At 70.3% G+C, this 16655-nt stretch carries 12 protein-coding genes; 5 read left to right on the top strand and 7 right to left on the bottom strand.

Features of this window, described 5'->3' with window-relative positions; translation table 11 throughout:
- The first annotated feature begins 19 nt into the window (after positions 1–19).
- Both ACYQ78_RS01845 and ACYQ78_RS01840 read left to right on the top strand, forming a co-directional pair.
- Positions 20–1465, top strand: coding sequence for a BTAD domain-containing putative transcriptional regulator (locus ACYQ78_RS01845; RefSeq protein ID WP_459798871.1), 1446 nt, complete (start codon positions 20–22; stop codon positions 1463–1465).
- Positions 1466–1516: 51 nt separating this feature from the next.
- On the top strand, positions 1517–3265 hold the full coding sequence (locus ACYQ78_RS01840) for an NAD+ synthase (RefSeq protein WP_459798870.1): 1749 nt from the start codon (positions 1517–1519) through the stop codon (positions 3263–3265).
- A gap of 10 nt (positions 3266–3275) precedes the next feature.
- Here the strand turns inward: ACYQ78_RS01840 and ACYQ78_RS01835 are convergent, their stop codons facing one another.
- Together ACYQ78_RS01835 and ACYQ78_RS01830 are read right to left on the bottom strand one after the other, a co-directional pair.
- Complete coding sequence (locus ACYQ78_RS01835; RefSeq protein ID WP_459798869.1) at positions 3276–7721, bottom strand: caspase, EACC1-associated type; 4446 nt, start codon at positions 7719–7721, stop codon at positions 3276–3278.
- A complete protein-coding gene (locus ACYQ78_RS01830; RefSeq protein ID WP_459798868.1) occupies positions 7708–8112 on the bottom strand; it encodes an effector-associated constant component EACC1 in 405 nt (134 codons plus the stop codon). The genes ACYQ78_RS01835 and ACYQ78_RS01830 overlap by 14 nt, the downstream gene beginning before the upstream one ends.
- 328 nt (positions 8113–8440) lie before the next feature.
- Between ACYQ78_RS01830 and ACYQ78_RS01825 the strand changes: the two genes are divergently transcribed.
- Complete coding sequence (locus ACYQ78_RS01825; protein ID WP_459798867.1) at positions 8441–9814, top strand: glycoside hydrolase family 43 protein; 1374 nt, start codon at positions 8441–8443, stop codon at positions 9812–9814.
- On the opposite strand, the gene ACYQ78_RS01820 is transcribed toward ACYQ78_RS01825, so the two are convergent.
- The 3 genes from ACYQ78_RS01820 to ACYQ78_RS01810 form a co-directional block, all read right to left on the bottom strand.
- Positions 9811–10410, bottom strand: coding sequence for a TetR/AcrR family transcriptional regulator (locus ACYQ78_RS01820; RefSeq protein WP_459798866.1), 600 nt, complete (start codon positions 10408–10410; stop codon positions 9811–9813). The two genes, ACYQ78_RS01825 and ACYQ78_RS01820, sit on opposite strands and share 4 nt — an antisense overlap.
- 8 nt (positions 10411–10418) lie before the next feature.
- The gene (locus ACYQ78_RS01815; RefSeq protein ID WP_459798865.1) at positions 10419–11975 is read right to left on the bottom strand and encodes an MFS transporter; all 1557 of its coding nucleotides are present in this window, start codon (positions 11973–11975) and stop codon (positions 10419–10421) included.
- Positions 11976–12066: 91 nt separating this feature from the next.
- A complete protein-coding gene (locus ACYQ78_RS01810; RefSeq protein WP_459798864.1) occupies positions 12067–13221 on the bottom strand; it encodes an MFS transporter in 1155 nt (384 codons plus the stop codon).
- Positions 13222–13422: 201 nt separating this feature from the next.
- Between ACYQ78_RS01810 and panB the strand changes: the two genes are divergently transcribed.
- Positions 13423–14247, top strand: coding sequence for a 3-methyl-2-oxobutanoate hydroxymethyltransferase (gene panB, locus ACYQ78_RS01805; protein ID WP_459798863.1), 825 nt, complete (start codon positions 13423–13425; stop codon positions 14245–14247).
- Positions 14248–14399: 152 nt separating this feature from the next.
- Here the strand turns inward: panB and ACYQ78_RS01800 are convergent, their stop codons facing one another.
- Positions 14400–14912, bottom strand: a complete 513-nt coding sequence (locus ACYQ78_RS01800; RefSeq protein WP_459798862.1) for a pyridoxamine 5'-phosphate oxidase family protein — start codon at positions 14910–14912, stop codon at positions 14400–14402.
- Between the two features lie 76 nt (positions 14913–14988).
- Here ACYQ78_RS01800 and ACYQ78_RS01795 point away from each other — a divergent pair, with 76 nt between their 5' ends.
- Positions 14989–15627 carry a winged helix-turn-helix transcriptional regulator gene (locus tag ACYQ78_RS01795; RefSeq protein WP_459798861.1) on the top strand — a complete coding sequence of 213 codons (639 nt, stop codon included), beginning with the start codon at positions 14989–14991 and terminating at the stop codon, positions 15625–15627.
- A 124-nt stretch (positions 15628–15751) separates the two neighbouring features.
- Here ACYQ78_RS01795 and ACYQ78_RS01790 read toward each other — a convergent pair whose 3' ends face one another.
- On the bottom strand, positions 15752–16651 hold the full coding sequence (locus ACYQ78_RS01790; RefSeq protein ID WP_459798860.1) for a threonine/serine dehydratase: 900 nt from the start codon (positions 16649–16651) through the stop codon (positions 15752–15754).
- Between the last annotated feature and the right edge of the window lie 4 nt (positions 16652–16655).

Here is a 16655-nt window from a genome sequence, read left to right as displayed (position 1 = left end):
CTCTACGCTTACCAGCACCATGGTGATACTTCGGGCCCTGGGGCCGTTCCAGGCCGTTTCCGACGGGCGGCCCCTCGATCTGGGAGGCCAGCGGCAGCAAGCGGTTTTGGCCAGGCTGCTGGTGGCGGGTGGGCGGGCGATTCCCGTCAGCACGCTGATCGACGAACTGTGGCCGGGGCGTCCGCCGGCGCAGGCCCTGTCGACCATCCAGGGCTACGTGTCGCGGCTGCGCCGGGCCCTGGAACCCCACCGCGCACCGCGTGAGGAGGCCGGGGTGCTGGTCTCGGCGCCGCCCGGATACGCGCTGCGCGCGGGCGTCGAGGACGTCGACGTCTGGCACTTCGAGCACCTGGTCAAGCGCGACGACGGCGGCGACCTGGAGGCCACGCTCACCCGGCTCGACACCGCCCTCGGGCTGTGGCGGGGCCCGGCTCTTGCCGAGTTCGGCGACCTGCCCTGGGCCCAGGCCGAGGCGCAGCGGCTCGACGACCTGCGGCTGATCGCGGTCGAGCGGCGGGCCGACGCGGCCGTCCGGCTGGGCCGCAGCGCCGCGCTCATCCCCGACCTCGAGGCGCACGCCTCGGCCCACCCGCTGCGCGAGGAGTCGTGGCGGCTGCTCGCAGTGGCCCTCTACCGGGCCGGACGCCAGGCCGACGCGCTTGGAGCGTTGCGACGGGCCCGCGACGTGCTCCGCGACGACCTCGGGCTCGACCTCGGCCCGGCGCTCCAGCGGCTGGAACAGGACATCCTCGGCCAGGCCGCCCACCTCGACGGCCCGGTCGCCCCGGCCCCCGCGGTCGCCGTGGCGCGCCCGGCGGCGAATGTGCTCCGGGTGGTCGTGGTCGACGATCAGGCCCTGGTGCGTACCGGACTGAAAGTGGTTCTCGACAGCGAGCCCGGCCTGGAGATGGTCGCCGAGGCCGAGAACGGCGAGCATGCGATCCAGCAGGTGCACCTGACCAGGCCCGACGTCGTGCTGATGGACATCCAGATGCCGATCCTCGACGGCCTCGCGGCGGCCCGCCGGATCCTGGCGGGCACCGACCCGCCGAAGGTGATCATGATGACCACTTTCGGCACCGACGACAACCTCTACTCCGCGCTGCGCGCCGGGGTCAGCGGCTTCGTGCTGAAGACCTCGGCCCCCGAGCAGCTCATCGCCGCGATCCGGGCCGCCGTGGCGGGCGACGCGCTGATCGACCCGGCCGTGACGACCCACCTCATCGCCGCCTTCGCGGGCCGCCACAACCCGGCGTCCCCCGGCGGCCTGAGCGACACCGAGGTAGATCTCGTCAGGCTGATCGCCCGCGGCTTCACCAACAGGCAGATCGCCGTGACCCTGGCCGTCGACGAGACCGAGGTCGCGGCCGAGGTGACGGGCCTGCTGAAGCGCCTCGACCTGATCGACCGCGCCCAGCTGGTCGTCATGGCCTACGAGACGGGCTTGGTCAGCCCCGGCACCTAGGTGCTTATCGTCACATAGACGAAAACCGAGGGCTCACCGTAGGCTGGTGCCGTGGCTCAACTCCGCATCGCACTCGCGCAGACCAATCCCGTCGTCGGCGACCTCGCCGGAAACGCCGACCGGCTCATCGAATGGACCGGCAGGGCCCACGCGGGCGGCGCCCACCTGGTGCTCTTCACGGAGATGTTCCTGACCGGCTACCCGGTCGAAGACCTGGTGCTGCGCGCGTCGTTCGTCGACGCGTCCATCGCGGCCCTGGAAACCTCGGCCCGCCGCCTGGCCGAGGCCGGCTACGGCGACCTCCCCGTGGTCGTCGGCTACGTCGACCGCGCCGACCGCGTGGCCCGAGTGGGCCAGCCCAAGGGCGCGCCCTTGGACGCCGCGGCCGTGTTGTACCAGGGCCGGGTGGTGGCGCGCACCGCCAAGCACCACCTGCCCAACTACGGCGTCTTCGACGAATACCGCTACTTCGTGCGAGGCGACCGCCTGCCGGTCTTCCGCCTCCACGGGGTCGACGTGGCCGTCGCGATCTGCGAGGACCTGTGGCAGGAGGGCGGCCCGGTCTCCGTCGCCGGCGCGGCCGGCGCGGGCCTGCTGGTGGTCCCGAACGCGTCCCCGTACGAGCGGGAGAAGGACGACGTGCGCCGCAGCCTGTGCGCCCGCCGCGCCGTGGAGGCGGGCTGCGCCCTGGCGTATGCCAACCAGGTGGGCGGCCAGGACGAACTGGTCTTCGACGGCGACTCCCTGGTGGTCGGCGCCGACGGCACCTTGGTGGCCCGCGCGGGCCAGTTCACCGAGGAACTCCTCTTCGCCGACCTCGACCTGCCGATCGGCTCGGGCGAGCCGGGCGAGTCGGTGTACGACGCGGGCGACGGCACCTCGATCACCGTCGAGCGCCTGATCCTGTCGTCGGAGCCCGTGGCCTTCGACCCGCAGCCCTCGGTGATCGCCGACCGCCTCGACGACGCCGCCGAGGTCTACGGCGCGCTGGTCCTGGGGGTGCGTGATTACGTGGAGAAGAACGGCTTCCGCTCGGTGATCCTGGGGCTGTCGGGGGGCATCGACTCGGCTCTGACCGCCACGATCGCCGCCGATGCCATCGGGCCTGAGCGCGTTCACGTGGTTCTGATGCCGTCGCGGTACAGCTCCGACCACTCGATCGCGGATGCCGAGGAGCTGGTCCGCCGCACCGGGATCCACTCGCGGATCGCGCCGATCGCGGACGTGGTGGCGGCGTTCGAGAAGGAGATCGAGCTGTCGGGGCTGGCGGCCGAGAACCTTCAGGCTCGGGTGCGCGGCATGTTCCTGATGTCGTTGTCGAACCAGCATGGCCATCTGGTGCTCACTACGGGGAACAAGAGCGAACTGGCGGCGGGCTATTCGACGCTCTACGGCGACTCTGCGGGGGGGTATGCCCCTATCAAGGACGTGCCGAAGACGCTGGTGTGGGAGCTGTCGCGGTGGCGGAACACCCAGTCGGACCCGCCGCCCATTCCCGAGAACTCCATCACCAAGGAGCCCAGCGCGGAGCTGCGGCCCGACCAGAAGGACACCGACTCACTGCCGGAGTACGAGATCCTCGACCGGCTGCTCGACGACTATGTCGAGAAGGACATGGGGCGGGATGCGCTGATCGCGGCGGGGCACGATCCCGAGTTGGTGCTGCGGGTGATCCGGATGGTGGACTTCGCGGAGTACAAGCGGCGCCAGTACCCGCCGGGCCCGAAGATCAGCCCCAAGAACTTCGGCCGCGACCGCCGGTTGCCCATCACGAACAAGTGGCGCGAGATGCCGTCGTAGCGGCCGTTCGTCAGGTGGCGGAGCAGGGCGGTTCGTAGGGGATCAGGGGGACGAACAGCTCCCACTGTCCCTTGGTGATCTGGTTTCCCATCGTCTCGCAGACCCGCTCCGCCGCCCGCGTGATGTCCAGATCCCAGAGGCGGACCGTCCCGTCCAGGGCCGAGGAGACCAGGGTGCGCCCGTCCTGGCTGAACGCGACCCCGAAGAGACCGCCCGTGTGGCCGATCAGCGCCCCGGCGTCGATCGGGATCGCGGTGTCGGAGATCTCCAGCAGCCGGATCGTGTCGTCCGACGCGGCTACCGCCAGCGTCCGGCCGTCCGGGCTGAACGCCCATCTGCTCCAGATGTAGCGGGTCCCGGGGTCGGACACCTCGACATCGACGGTCGCCATCAGGGCGGGGCGCAGCCGGTCGGTGATCTGCCAGAACTGGAGCGTCTGGTTCTCGAGCGCCACCGCGAGGATTCGGCCGTCGGGGCTGAAGATCGCGTCCTTGGTGTTCACCCGGACCCGGATGATGCCCGGCGCGCCCCCCTTGACCACGTCCCACAGCAGGATGTCGGAGGAGCCGCCACCGGCGGCCAGCACCCGGCCGTCCGCGCTGAAGGTGTGCAGGCCACCGCTCCCCGTGCCGTATTCCAGCGGGGATCCCCGCTTGACCGCGCGCCCGGAGGGGCCGGTGACGTCCCAGAGCTGGGTCGTGTCCTCACCTTCGAGCCAGCTGGCCAGGGTCCGGCCGTCCGGGCTGAGCAGGATCATGGTGGTCCCCCGCTCCTCCTCAGGCAGGTCGAGGCCGAAGATCCTGGGCCGGTCAGGGCGCTTCGGATCCGTCACGTCCCAGAGCCACGCCTTGGCGTCGGGCTCGGAGAGGGCGGCCAGTGTCTTCCCGTCCGCGCTGAAAACCAGCACGAGGTTGGGGTCGTCGGGCGCCTGCGGCAGGGGACCGTAGGGGACCAGCTTGGAGCCTCGTGTCTCCCAGAGACGCACCCCGTCGGATGTCGTCGCCAGAACGGGCTGACGCGGGCTGAACGCGATCCCGATCGTGTTCGTGTCCATGTCCCCTGTGGGCTTGGCACCTTCGACGGTATGGGCGGGAGGCCTGGCCACACCGGCGAGATGCCACTGCCGCAGGGTGCCGAGCAGGGAGCCGGTGACCAGGCTGTCGCCGTCCGCGGAGAAGTTGAGCGCGGTGAGCGCGTCCCCGCCGGTCCTGAAACGGTAGTCGCTGACCGGGAACCTGGTGCGGACGCCGGTCCAGAGCCGGACCTCGCCGTCCTCGGACGCGCTGGCGACCCGGGTTCCCGCGCTGTTGAACGCCAGGTGGTTCACCGCCACGGAGCCGATCTTGTCCCTGGCCCGGAGGACCGGGTTCTCCCCGTCGACGTCCCAGAACTCCACCGAACCGTTCCCCCTGCTGATCGCGAGGGCCGATCCGTCGGGGGAGAAGGCCAGGGCCGCCGCCTCACCGGGAATCGCGGGGAACCAGGCCGGTGCCATGACGTCGGTGATGTTCCACATCTGGATCTGTGTGGCGGCCTGGCCGATCAGCATGCTGCCGTCCGGGCTGAGCAGGAGGTGGCTCCAGCGGCTCTGTCTGGTGACGCCGTTGCTCCGCACCGCGTAGACGAGGGTCAGGGTCGTCCCGGCGACCGGCTTCGCGGGATTCTCGATGTCGAAGACCTGAATCGGCTGGTCGAGCTCTTCCGGGGCCATCGCGATCGCCAGCCGGCGGCCGTCGGCGCTCAGCGCGACGTCGTAGACGTCCTCGTCGAAGGCCGTCGTCCGAACCGGCACCGGCCTGGCCGGGTCGGTCACGTCCCACAGCTCGACGGCCCTGCCGGTCCAGGTGGCCATCAACGGCCGGTCGGCGCTCAGTGCCATACCGGAGATCGGCTGCTCCTCGCCGCCCAGGACCTTCACGGTCACCGGTCCGGCCGCCCCGCCGGTGTCCCAGAGCCGGACCGTTCCATCACCGGTGGAGAGCGTGGCCATCGTCCGCCGGTCGGGGCCGAAGGCGATGGTGTCCACCGCGTGGGTGTGGCCCGAGACGGCGGTGCCCATGGGGTGGGTGAGGGTGCGCAGCAGCGCACTGCGCGCTTCCGGAGTCTGGGCGATCTTGTGGGCGGCCACGGCGAGCTGGGCGGCCAGCAGCGGGTCCTTGATCCGGCTGGCGGTCTCCGCGACCCGGCGGGAGATGCCGTCGTCACGCTGTTCGACGGCTTCGACGTTCTTCGTCGTGCCGTAGACGAGTGCCGACGTCGCGAGCACCAGGAGGGCCGCCAGTGCCGCGATGACCTGGTAGGTGATCCTGGTCCGGCGGCGTGCCCGCCGGGCGCCCTCGGTCAGGAACTCCGACTCGAGGACGGACAGCTCCGTGGCCGGGTCGGCCACCGAAGCACGGGCGTCGGCCACCCGGTGGTCGGTGTAGAGGTAGGCGGGGTCGCGCATCCGGTTCTGCCACTTGGCGGCGTCCTCGCTCAGCTGCTGGCGGACCACGAGAGCCGTGCGGTCGGCCTCGATCCAGGCCCGGAAGCGAGGCCAGGCGCGGATCAGCGCTTCGTGGGTGATCTCCACGCCGTCGTCATCGACGGTCAGCAGGCGGGCGCGGACGAACCGGTCGAGAATGTGCCGCGCGTCGTCGACCCGGCCGGAGGCGGCCGAAGGGAGAAGTTCGGCGACCGGAACCTTACGGCGGGTGTCTTCGGTGCCCTCGCCGAGCCTGACCAGCCGGACCAGCAGACGCCGGGCGGTCTCGTGGTCTCCCAGGTCGAGACGCATGAGGGTCTCGTCGGCGGTCTGGGCCAGTGAGCGCCTGATCCCGCCGGTGGCCCGGTAGCCGGCCAGTGTCAGCGTCCTGTCCTCCCGGTGCTGCCAGGTGCTGAGCAGGGCGTGGGACAGCAGCGGCAGGACCCGTCCGGCGCCGATCGCACCGAGTTCGGCGCTCGTTCCGAGGTCGTCGAGCACGAGGTTGACGAGCCCGTCCTGAAGAGTGAGGTCGCTCAGCCTGGCCGGCCCTTCGATGACCTCCCGCAGCTGCGCGGGCGTCATCGGGCTGACGACCACGGGCCGGCCGAGGGCGGCGACCAGCTCGGGATGGGCGGCGCAGTGCCCGAAGAAGTCCGACCGCACGCCGATCACGACGACGGCGGACGCATCCTTCACCGGGTCGGCGCACACCGCGCTCAACGCCTGGACGAAGGCCCGGCGGTGCTGCTCGTCCGGGCAGAGCGTGAAGACCTCCTCGAACTGGTCGACGATGAGGACCGCGCGTCGGGCGGGATCAGCAGACGCGATCCTGACCAGGGTCCTGAAGTGGCCGGGGTCGGCCAGCAGGCGGGCCCGCAGGTCCGTCGGATGGGAGCCGTCGGCCGGGGCGAACCGCTCGGCCAGGGTTCCCATCGGATCCGCACCCGGTGTGAGGACCACGAAGTCGGTGGCCCTGCCGTCCGCCCGCGAGGAGCCTTCCAGCGCGGGCACCAGCCCGGCGTGGAGGAGAGACGACTTCCCCGCGCCCGACGGCCCGGTCACCACAAGCGGACCGGGCTGGGTGAACTGCCCGGCCACCCGGTCGAGGAGCGAGAGCGTCAGCTCCGACCGTCCGAAGAAGAAATCGGCGTCGGCCGCGCCGAAGGAGTTCAGCCCGCGGTACGGGCTGAACTCACCCGGTCGCTCCCCCGGCGAGCCCGGAACGCCGAAGTGGGCCGGGTTGGGGGCGAGCACCTTCGGGTCGCCGTGGTCGGTGGCCTGACGTCGCGGCTCGGGCAGACCGGCGGCCACCAGGGTCCGGGACAGGGAGCGGTAGACGTCGTCGAGGGTCAGCGACCGGGGAGCGGTGGCGTCGCCCGCCGTGAGCAGCTCGATGAGCGCGCCGCTGAACGCGGTGTACCGCCGCCCCGGCGGGGCCCAGGCGACCTCGTCGCCGCTCGTCGAGGTCAGCACGTAGGTTCCCGACCGCCGGGTGGTCTCGAACACCTCGTCCACGTCGCCCCGGCCGATCCCCTGTGCCCGTCCGGAGAAACAGCAGTCGAGCACGACCAGCACCAGCGGTGCCCGGCAGTCGGTCAGCACCTCCCGCATCACCGCGTACGGCAGCGCCTCATAGGCGGGGACGCCCTCCGTCAGGTCGATGGTCGAGTAGGTGGCGAGATGCAGCTCGTTGCGAGGACTGACCAGGCCGTGGCCGACGTAGTAGACGACCAGGACGTCACTCGCCTCACCTGCCGTACGGGCCAGGGCGCGGGCGAACTCACGCGGGTCCCGGGGATCGACCAGGGTCGTCAAAGACGACGGATCCAGCCCGGACCGCTCCACCAGGCAGCGCCCGAGGTCGGCGACCGTGTCCGGGACGGCGGGAACGGTGGTCAGCGTCGACTCGGCGGCGTAGGACCCCGATCCGACGATCAGGACCCGCGCACCGGGCACCGCGAGCATCGAGCGCCCCGGCTCAACCCCCGCCATGATCGCCTCTGTCTCCGTGGAGCGCAGCCTCGCGGAGGACCTCGGCGATCTGCCCGGTCAGCGCGCGGGTGGCGTCGACGTCCAGCGACTTCACGCCCTTGGCGGTCACCTCGACCCGGGTTTCCTCGGGTCCCGTGGTCAGGCTCACGCTGACCTCCCCGCGACGGGTACGCAGCCAGGCGATCACCACGGTCGCCAGTGTGGCCAGGCCGCCTCCCGCACCGAGAAGCACCTGGAGCCCGTCGGTTCCGGCGCCGAGCGCGCCGGGCCGGATCTCACCGTCGACCACACGGACGAGGCCACGCAGTTCCGGTTCCTCCCGAAGCCACGCATAGAGATCGCGGGCCCCGTCAGCCGTGTCCTGGGCCGTGATGGTCAGCAGAATGGTCACGCATCTGAGTATGGGCACAGTTCGCGGACCCGAGAATAGGGATATCCATACTCATCGCCCGCCCCTATCCCTGTGGTTATCAAAGAAATCATTTGTTACCCAGTGAAATATTCAGATGCGCGCGTCATTAATGACCGATTCCCCACAGGGCGAACGTGCAGGTAGACGGCCACCCGTCTGCAGGACCTCCGGATTCGCCGGATCACCGACATGTTGACGGCCGACCGGGCGTCGGATGTAGTCGTCGACTACATGCCGAATGTTAGCGATAACAATTGCTTCCGCCCTGCTCCCGTGACCCGGCGGAACCGGCAGAAAGGACGCTCCCGTGAACCTCACCCGCAGGCAGTTCGGCAAAGCCACCCTCACCACCGCCGCCCTGACCACCGCCGCCGTAGCCGGCCTCCCCCGCGCCGCCTGGGCGGCCAACACCGCCTACGTCTTCGCCTACTTCACCGAGACCCCCAACCAGTCGGCCTCCAACTACGGCCTGCACCTGGCCGTCAGCCGCGACGGCCTCACCTGGCAACCTCTCAACCAGAACAACCCCGTCGCCACCCCCACAGCCGGAGAGCTCGGCCTCCGCGACCCCCAGATCTACAGAAAAACAGACGGCACCTTCGTCGTCATCGCCACCGACCTCAGAGGCACCAACTTCGGCTCGGTCAGCCAGTACCTCCACGTCTGGGACTCGGTCAACCTGACCAACCTCACCGGCTACCGCCGTCTCCGGATGCACACCACCGGCGGCCACACCTGGGCCCCGACCGTCTTCCGCGACAACTCCAGAGGCCAGTACGGCATCGTCTACTCGTACAACACCGGAGGCCGCGACATCCTGGCGGTCAACTACACCAGCGACTTCCAGACCGTCACAGCGCAGCAGACGTTCTTCAGCCCGAGCTTCAACGTCCTCGACGGTGACATCGTCGTCGACGGCTCGACCACGTACCTCTACTACAAGAATCTCAACGACGGCCTGCTCTACGGCGCCCGCTCCTCCACCGGCCAGCCGAACAGTTTCACCACCTACACGAGCGGGCTACGGCAGGGCAGCGCCATCGAGGCGCCGCTGCTGCTGAAGACCAACGAGGGCGGGTGGCGGCTGTGGGGTGACTCGTTCAGCCCGGTCAACAACGACTACTACCTGTGGACGTCGTCCAACATCGGCTCCAACGCCTGGACCGCGGCCAACCAGCGGGATTTCACGCCGCCGCTCAACGCCAAGCACGGCTCCATCGCGGGGATCACCGACGCCGAATACTCGGCGCTGGTCTCGCGGTGGGGGTTGCCGAGTTGGTCGCGGCTGAAGTCGTACAACTATCCCGACTACTTCGTGCGCCACGCCAACCTGGTCGGGCGCGTGGACCCCTACCCGTTCGACCCCTACCAGGACCAGCTGTGGCGGCTGGTGCCGGGGCTGGCCGACTCGGCGGGGGTGTCGTTCGAGTCGGTCAACCGGGGTGGCAGCTATCTGCGGCACTTCAACTACGCGATGCGGCTCGATCCGAACGACGGGACGGCCACGTTCCGGGCGGACGCCACCTTCTATCGGGTCGCGGGGCTCGCCGACGGAGGGTGGTCGTCGTTCCGGTCGTACAACTTCCCTGACCGGTATCTGCGGCACCAGAACTACCTGCTGCGCATCGATCCGGTCAGCACCGCCGCCGATCGGCAGGATGCCACCTTCCGGGTCGTCTAGGACGCCCGGAAGCCGCGCAGGGCCTCGTCGACCAGGCGGGTCGCCAGGTCTTCCGGTACGGGGTAGCCCGGGCCCGCCATCTTGGTCTGCGACATCATCGCCCCGACCAGCATCAGCATGGCCACCTCGACGTCGAGGTCGGCGCGCAGCTCACCGGCGGCGACGCCGCGCCGCAGGGCCTGCCTGAAGGCCTCGCGGCGCGGCTCGATGACGAGCTCGCGGAACCGGCGGTAGAGGTCGGGGTAGCGGTCGGCCTCGTTGAGCGCGATGTTGGTGATGCAGCGGTTGCGCAGCTCACTCGACTCCGACCGCATGTGCTCCAGGAATCCGATCAGGTCGGCCCGGACGTCGACCCCGCCGGGTTCGGGCATCGGCAGCCGGAGGGTGACCAGTGCGTCGAGCACCAGGTCCTCCTTGTTCGACCAGCGCCGGTAGATCGTCGTCTTGCCGACCCCGGCCCGGGTCGCGACGGCCTCGATCGACAGTTCCGACACGGTGATGCCCGCGCCGATCATGTCGAGGGTGGCGTCGACGATCGCCTTCTCGGCGCGCTCGCTGCGAGGGCGCCCCCGCGCCGCTGGTTCCTGAATGGTCATGATCGTCGTTACCCTACTGCGCTCTCGGCTTTCGCCAGGTCCGGGATGACCGTGGGGGCCGACTTGCCCGGCATCCACTTCGCCACCACGAGGACGCCGATCAGCGTCATGAACGCGGCGCCGCCCGACGCCCAGTGGACGCCCGTGACGAACGCCTCGTTGGCGGTGCGCAGCAGCGTGGCGCCCTGCGGCCCGAGGGCCTCGGCGACGCCCGCCGCTCCGGCGATCGACTCGCGTACGGCGTGGCCGACCTCACCGGGCAGCGCGGAGGCGGGGCCCTCCATGTCGCTGCGGAAGCTGGCCGACAGGATCGCGCCCAGCACGGCGATGCCGAGGCACGAGCCGACCTGGCGGAACACGTTGCTCATCGACGAGCCGACGCCGGCCTTCTCACGCGGCAGCGCGTTCATGATGGCCGTGGTCGCGGGCGGCATGATGTTGGCCATCGCGGCGCCCTGGACGAACCCGAGCACCAGCAGGATCCAGATCGGGGTGTCGACCTGCACGAAGATGTAGGCCGCCAGCACCACCGTGATCACGGCCATCGCGACCGTGCCGACGAGCCGGGCGCCGTACTTCTCGACCATGGCCGCGCTGCGCGGCGAGAAGAGCAGCTGCGCCGCCGCGAACGGCAGCACCAGCGCGCCCGACTGGAGCGGGGAGTAGCCGCGCACGATCTGCCAGTAGAAGGCCATGAAGAACATGACGCCGATGGCCGAGAAGAACACCAGGCCGACCGTGGCGATGGCGGTGGAGAACGCCGGGTTGCGGAAGTGGCGGACGTCGAAGGCGGGGTGGTCGGAGCGGTATTCGTACCAGACGAACCCCGCGAGGATCGCCACGCCGACCGCGACCGGCACGATGACGGTCACGTCGGCGACGGTGCCGAGGTCGCTGATCCGGACGATGCCGTAGACGAGCGAGACCAGGCCGAGGATCGACAGCAGCACACCGATCGGGTCGAGCTTGGCCTTGTGGGGGTCCTTCGAGTCGGGCGTGAGGATGCCGTTGAGGACGAGCCCGATCAGCACGATCGGCACGTTGACCAGGAAGACCGAGCCCCACCAGAAGTGCTCGAGCAGCAGGCCGCCGGTGATCGGGCCGATGGCGACGGCGATGCCGACCCCGGCCGCCCAGATGCCGATGGCCTTGGCCCGCTCGTTGAAGGGGAAGACGTTGGAGATGATCGCCAGGGTGGCCGGCATGATCGCCGCGCCCCCGACGCCCATGAGGGCTCTGGCGGCGATCAGCTGGTTGGGGTCCTGGGCGTAGGCGCTGACCACCGAGGCGACCAGGAACAGCGCCATGCCCGCCATCAGCATGCGCTTGCGGCCGAGCCGGTCGCCGAGCACGCCGAAGGTGAACAGCAGGCCGGCGAACGCCAGGGTGTAGGAGTTCATGGCCCATTCGAGCTCGCTCTGGGTGGCGCCCAGACCGTGAACGGGGTCGGCGATCGTCTTGATCGCCACGTTCAGGATGGTCTGGTCGAGCACCACCGCGAGCAGGGAGAACACCATCACGCCGAGGATCTGCCAGCGGCGTGGGTGTCCCGAGTGTGCATCCACGGATGCCCCCGTTAACTTTCGATACGATTGCGTTTCGTATCGAAACGGTACACCCGCCGAATAACGATACGCAACGGTCCCGTTTCGAAACTTAGGCGGGAACCTGAACGGGTTCCTCCACCTTGACCGGCATCCGCCAGAACGGCACCGCGACCAGCACCACCAGCAGCCCGATGGCCCCCGCCCCGGCGAAGGCCCAGCCGGGACCCCAGCCGTCGATGATCAGCCCCGCCACGGGACCGGCCGACGAGACGCCAATGGTGAGGAACGTCCCGTGCAGCCCCATCGATTCCCCGCGCGCGGCCGCCGGGACCGATTTGTTGACGTAGTCGACCGTGGTCGAAAGCGACGGCGCGCAGAGCAGCCCGCCCGGGATGAGCGCCGGGATCAGCCACCACCAGCCGCCGCCGACCAGCCCGACCGGGATGGTCAGCGCGCACAGCCCGGCGATCATGACCAGCGGCGAGAACCCGCGCGGCAGCACGCCATAGATGAACCCGCCGACCAGCGAGGCGAAGCACCACAGGCCGATGACCAGCCCGATCCAGGCGGTGTCCCCGGTGTGCGTCAGGGTCGCCACGATCGCCAGGTCGGTCGCGGTCAGCACGAAGGTCAGCGCGGAGGTCACCACGAAGATCGTCATCACCCGCGCGTTCAGCCAGCGCCGCATCGGCACCTTCTCCCCGGCGCCCGCGGCCAGCTCCTCGGCCGATCGGGTCGGCGGATTCAGCAGGTAGAGCCCCAGCCCGGCCAGCGCGAACCCGACGCCGACGACCCGCATGGCCACCGGGCTCGACACCGCCGTCACCGCGGCGGCGGCCACGGCAGGACCGATCATGTACGACAGCTCGACGCACATCGAGTCGAGCGCGAACCCGGTGCGATGCCGGTCCTTGGGCACCATGGCCGCCATGCACTGCCTGATCAGCCCGAAGACCGGCAGCATCAGCAGACCGGACACGAACGAGGCCCCCACCAGCACCTCATAGGACATCGACGGCGCGGTGACCCAGAACACCAGCTGCACCGCCGACGTCACCACCACGACCAGGCGGGCGCCCCGCCGGTCGACCACCCGCCCCAGCAGCGGCGACCCGACCGCCATGCCGACGGTCGAGGCCGTCATCGCGATGCCCGCCAGGGCCCACGACAGGTTCATCGTCTGGTAGACGTGCAGGCTGATCGTCAGCCCCGTCGCGGTCGCCGGGATGCGGGTCAGCAGGCCCAGGATGACCACAGGAGTCACGCCCGGGAGCCTGAGCAGCTGCCGGTAAGGTTCAATCGCCGTTTTCATTGCTTACAACCTCCGCCAGGCATTGTGCCAAGCGGAAGCCTTCTGACAGAACCGGATTACGGGTAGTGGGCGGGGTGTTCTATCCCGATGTCGCATGCGATGATGCGACTGTCCGGGGACGCCACAGGGGCGCCACGAGACCAGGAGGTAGCCATGTCCTCTGCACTTTACGGCGGGGCCGCTGGGCGCCGGGTGACCACGCGTGACATCCAGGCGGCCAAGGTCAACGGCGAGAAATGGCCGATGGTGACGGCCTACGACGCCATGACCGCCCGGGTTTTCGACGAGGCCGGAATCCCCGTCATGCTCGTCGGCGACTCGGCCGCGATGGTCGTCTACGGTTACGACTCGACCCTGCCGGTCACGGTCGACGACCTGATCCCGCTGACGGCCGCGGTGGTCCGGGGTTCGTCCCGCGCCCTGGTCGTCGCCGACCTGCCCTTCGGCTCCTACCAGGCCAGCCCCCAGCAGGCCCTGGAGACCGCCGCCCGCTTCATGAAGGAGGCGGGCGCCCACGCCGTCAAGCTCGAAGGCGGCAACCGGGTGCTGCCGCAGGTGGAGGCCCTGGTCTCGGCCGGCATCCCCGTCATGGGCCACCTGGGCCTGACCCCGCAGTCGGTCAACGCCTTCGGCGGCTACCGCGTCCAGGGCCGAGGCCAGTCGGGCGACGAACTGATGGCCGACGCGAAGTCCCTGGAGCACGCGGGCGCCTTCTCACTGGTCCTCGAATGCGTCCCCAGTGACCTGGCCGGCCGCGTGACGTCGGCGCTGTCGATCCCCACGATCGGCATCGGCGCCGGCAACGGCACCGACGCGCAGGTCCTCGTCTGGCAGGACCTGATGGGCCTCACCGAGCGCCCCGCCAAGTTCGTCAAGAAATACTTCGATCTGCACGGCGAGATGGACCGCGCGGTCCGCGCCTTCGCCGACGAGGTGAGCTCCGGCGCCTTCCCCGCCAAGGAGCACAGCTACAGCTAACCTCACCGGTCACCCCCGTCGCGACACTGGACTCCGCCGGGGGTGACCGGGAGGTCCCCCTTTTCACAAAGCTCTTTCTTCCGTTACGGCTCTCGCCTACGACGGCACCGCCCGCCGCCCCGGCACCTCACCGCATCCGGCGCCAACCGCCGTCACGCGCGGAGCGCGTCGACGACGGGCTGCGGCGTCATCCCTGGGAACCGATCCCGGAAATCGAGCACCCCGGCCCAGTTCGGCCGCAGCCCGATGCGCACCATCCGCAGCCCCGGCCGGTCGATCGCCTTCACGTAGGCGGAGCCCGCCTCCTCGCCCATCCCCCGCCGCTGGATCTCGGCGTATTCGGGCAGCACGCCCTCGACCTCCTCCAACGTGACCCGGCCACGCAGCATGACCACCTCGGGGAGGCCGTCGGCGGTGTCGACGCAGACCGCGACGTCGGGCCGGGCCCGCAGGTCACGGATCTTGTAGGTGCCGGCGAACGCGCCGACGACCATCTCCTCGCCGGTCCAGAGGAAGTTGACCGGAACCAGCCTCGGCGTTCCGTCTGCGGCCGTGTAGGCCATGCGCGCGACCAGGGGCGCGGCGAGCAGGCGCCGGGCCAGGGGTGTGTCGAGCAGTCGCAGGTCACCTTGCGGCAGCGCCGCCTCGTCGTGGGGTAAGCCCATGGGTCCTCACGCTAAGGATTTCACTCCTGAAAAACAAGCATTACTCCTAAAAAAGGAGTGAGGATAATCTGGACCGGTGACCCGAAGTTACGGCGACTCGTGCGGGGTGGCCCGCGGCCTCGATGTCATCGGCGAACGCTGGGCCGCGCTGGTGGTGCGCGACCTGCTGCTCGGCCCCAAGCGCTTCGGCGACCTGCTCGCCGGCCTGCCCGGCCTGAGCCCCAACGTGCTGACCCAGCGGCTGCGCGACCTGGTCGACCTCGGGGTCGTCCGGCGGCGGGACCTGGGCGCCCCGGCCCGGGTCCATCTCTACGAGCTCACCGAATGGGGCCGCGACCTGGAACCCGTCCTGCTCGGGCTCGGGCGCTGGGGCAGCCGGGCCCCCGCCCCTCCCGACCGGCCCCTCGGCATCGACTCGCTGATGCTCGGCGTCAAAGCGGTCTTCGACGCGGCCCGCGCCGCCGAACTCCACGGTCTCTACGAACTGCGGGTCGACGGCGACGGCTACGTCCTGGAGGTCACCGGCGGCACCCTGCTGATCGGGAGGGGGACCTCACCCCGGCCGCCCGACGCGGTCCTCACCACCGATCTCGACACCCTCCGGGCCGTGTGCGACGGCCGGGTCACCTTCGACGACCCGTCTCTCGAGGTCGAGGGCGACGAGGCCGCCCTGCGACGCCTCGCCGCTCTCCTCGTCTCCGGCGGCCACGCCTGATCCGCCGTCGCGGCGACCGGCCGCGCGGCCGGTCGGCGCCGGATGCGGCGCGGGGCCGGGGCGGCGAGGCGGCGCCAGGGTAGGCGAGAGCCGTAACGGAAAAAGGGCTTTTCGGGCCTGTGGCTCAGATCAGCGTGCCGGGGTCGGTGTTCGAGCCGCAGACCACGATCGCCGTCGTCGTGTCGCGTGCCGGTTTCCAGGCGCCCGAGAGCAGCGCCGCGAAGGCCGCCGCACCCGCGTGCTCGGCCGCGATCCGATGGTCGCGCCACAACGTGCGGCGGGCGTCGGTGATGGCCTCGTCGGTGACGAGGACGCTGGTCACCCGGTCCTGGAGGATGTCCAGGGCGATCTCACCGGCCCTGCTCGCGCCCAGCGCGTCGGCGCCGATGCCCGAGACGTCGACCTGCACGGGCTCGCGGGCCTTCAGCGCCTCGTGGATCGTGGGGATCAGCTCCGGTTCGACCACCACGACGTCGCCACCGAACGCGGCCCGCACTCCCCCGGCCAGGCCGCCACCCCCGGCCGCGACGACGATCGTGTCCAGCCCGGGGATCTGCTCTTCGAGTTCCAGCGCCAACGTGCCCTGACCCGCCACGACTCCAGGCTGGTCGTACGCGTGCAGTTCCAGGGCGCCCGTCTCGGCGGCGCGCTTGCGTGACGCCTCCAGCGCTTCGGCGTAGATGGCGCCGGTCACGACCACCTCGGCGTCCAGCGCGCGCAGGCCCGCGATCTTCACCGGGGCGCACACCTCCGGTACGAAGATCTCCGCGCGGAGGCCCAGGGCGCGGGCCGCGTAGGCCACCGCCAGGCCGTGGTTCCCGCCGCTGGCCGCGATCACCCCGGCAGCGGGGACGTCGGCGGAGAGCATGGTGGTGAAGGCGCCTCGTACCTTGAACGAGCCCGAGTGCTGGAGGCACTCCAGCTTGAGCCAGATCCCCGGGGCGGCCTCGACGACCGGCGTGCGCCTGACACGCCCGCCGATCACCGAAGCGGCTTGAATCACTTCGTCACGCGTGAGCCTCATCGGC

The sequence above is a fragment of the Herbidospora sp. RD11066 genome (assembly GCF_054661255.1).
This window is presented reverse-complemented; position numbering and strand designations above follow the sequence as displayed.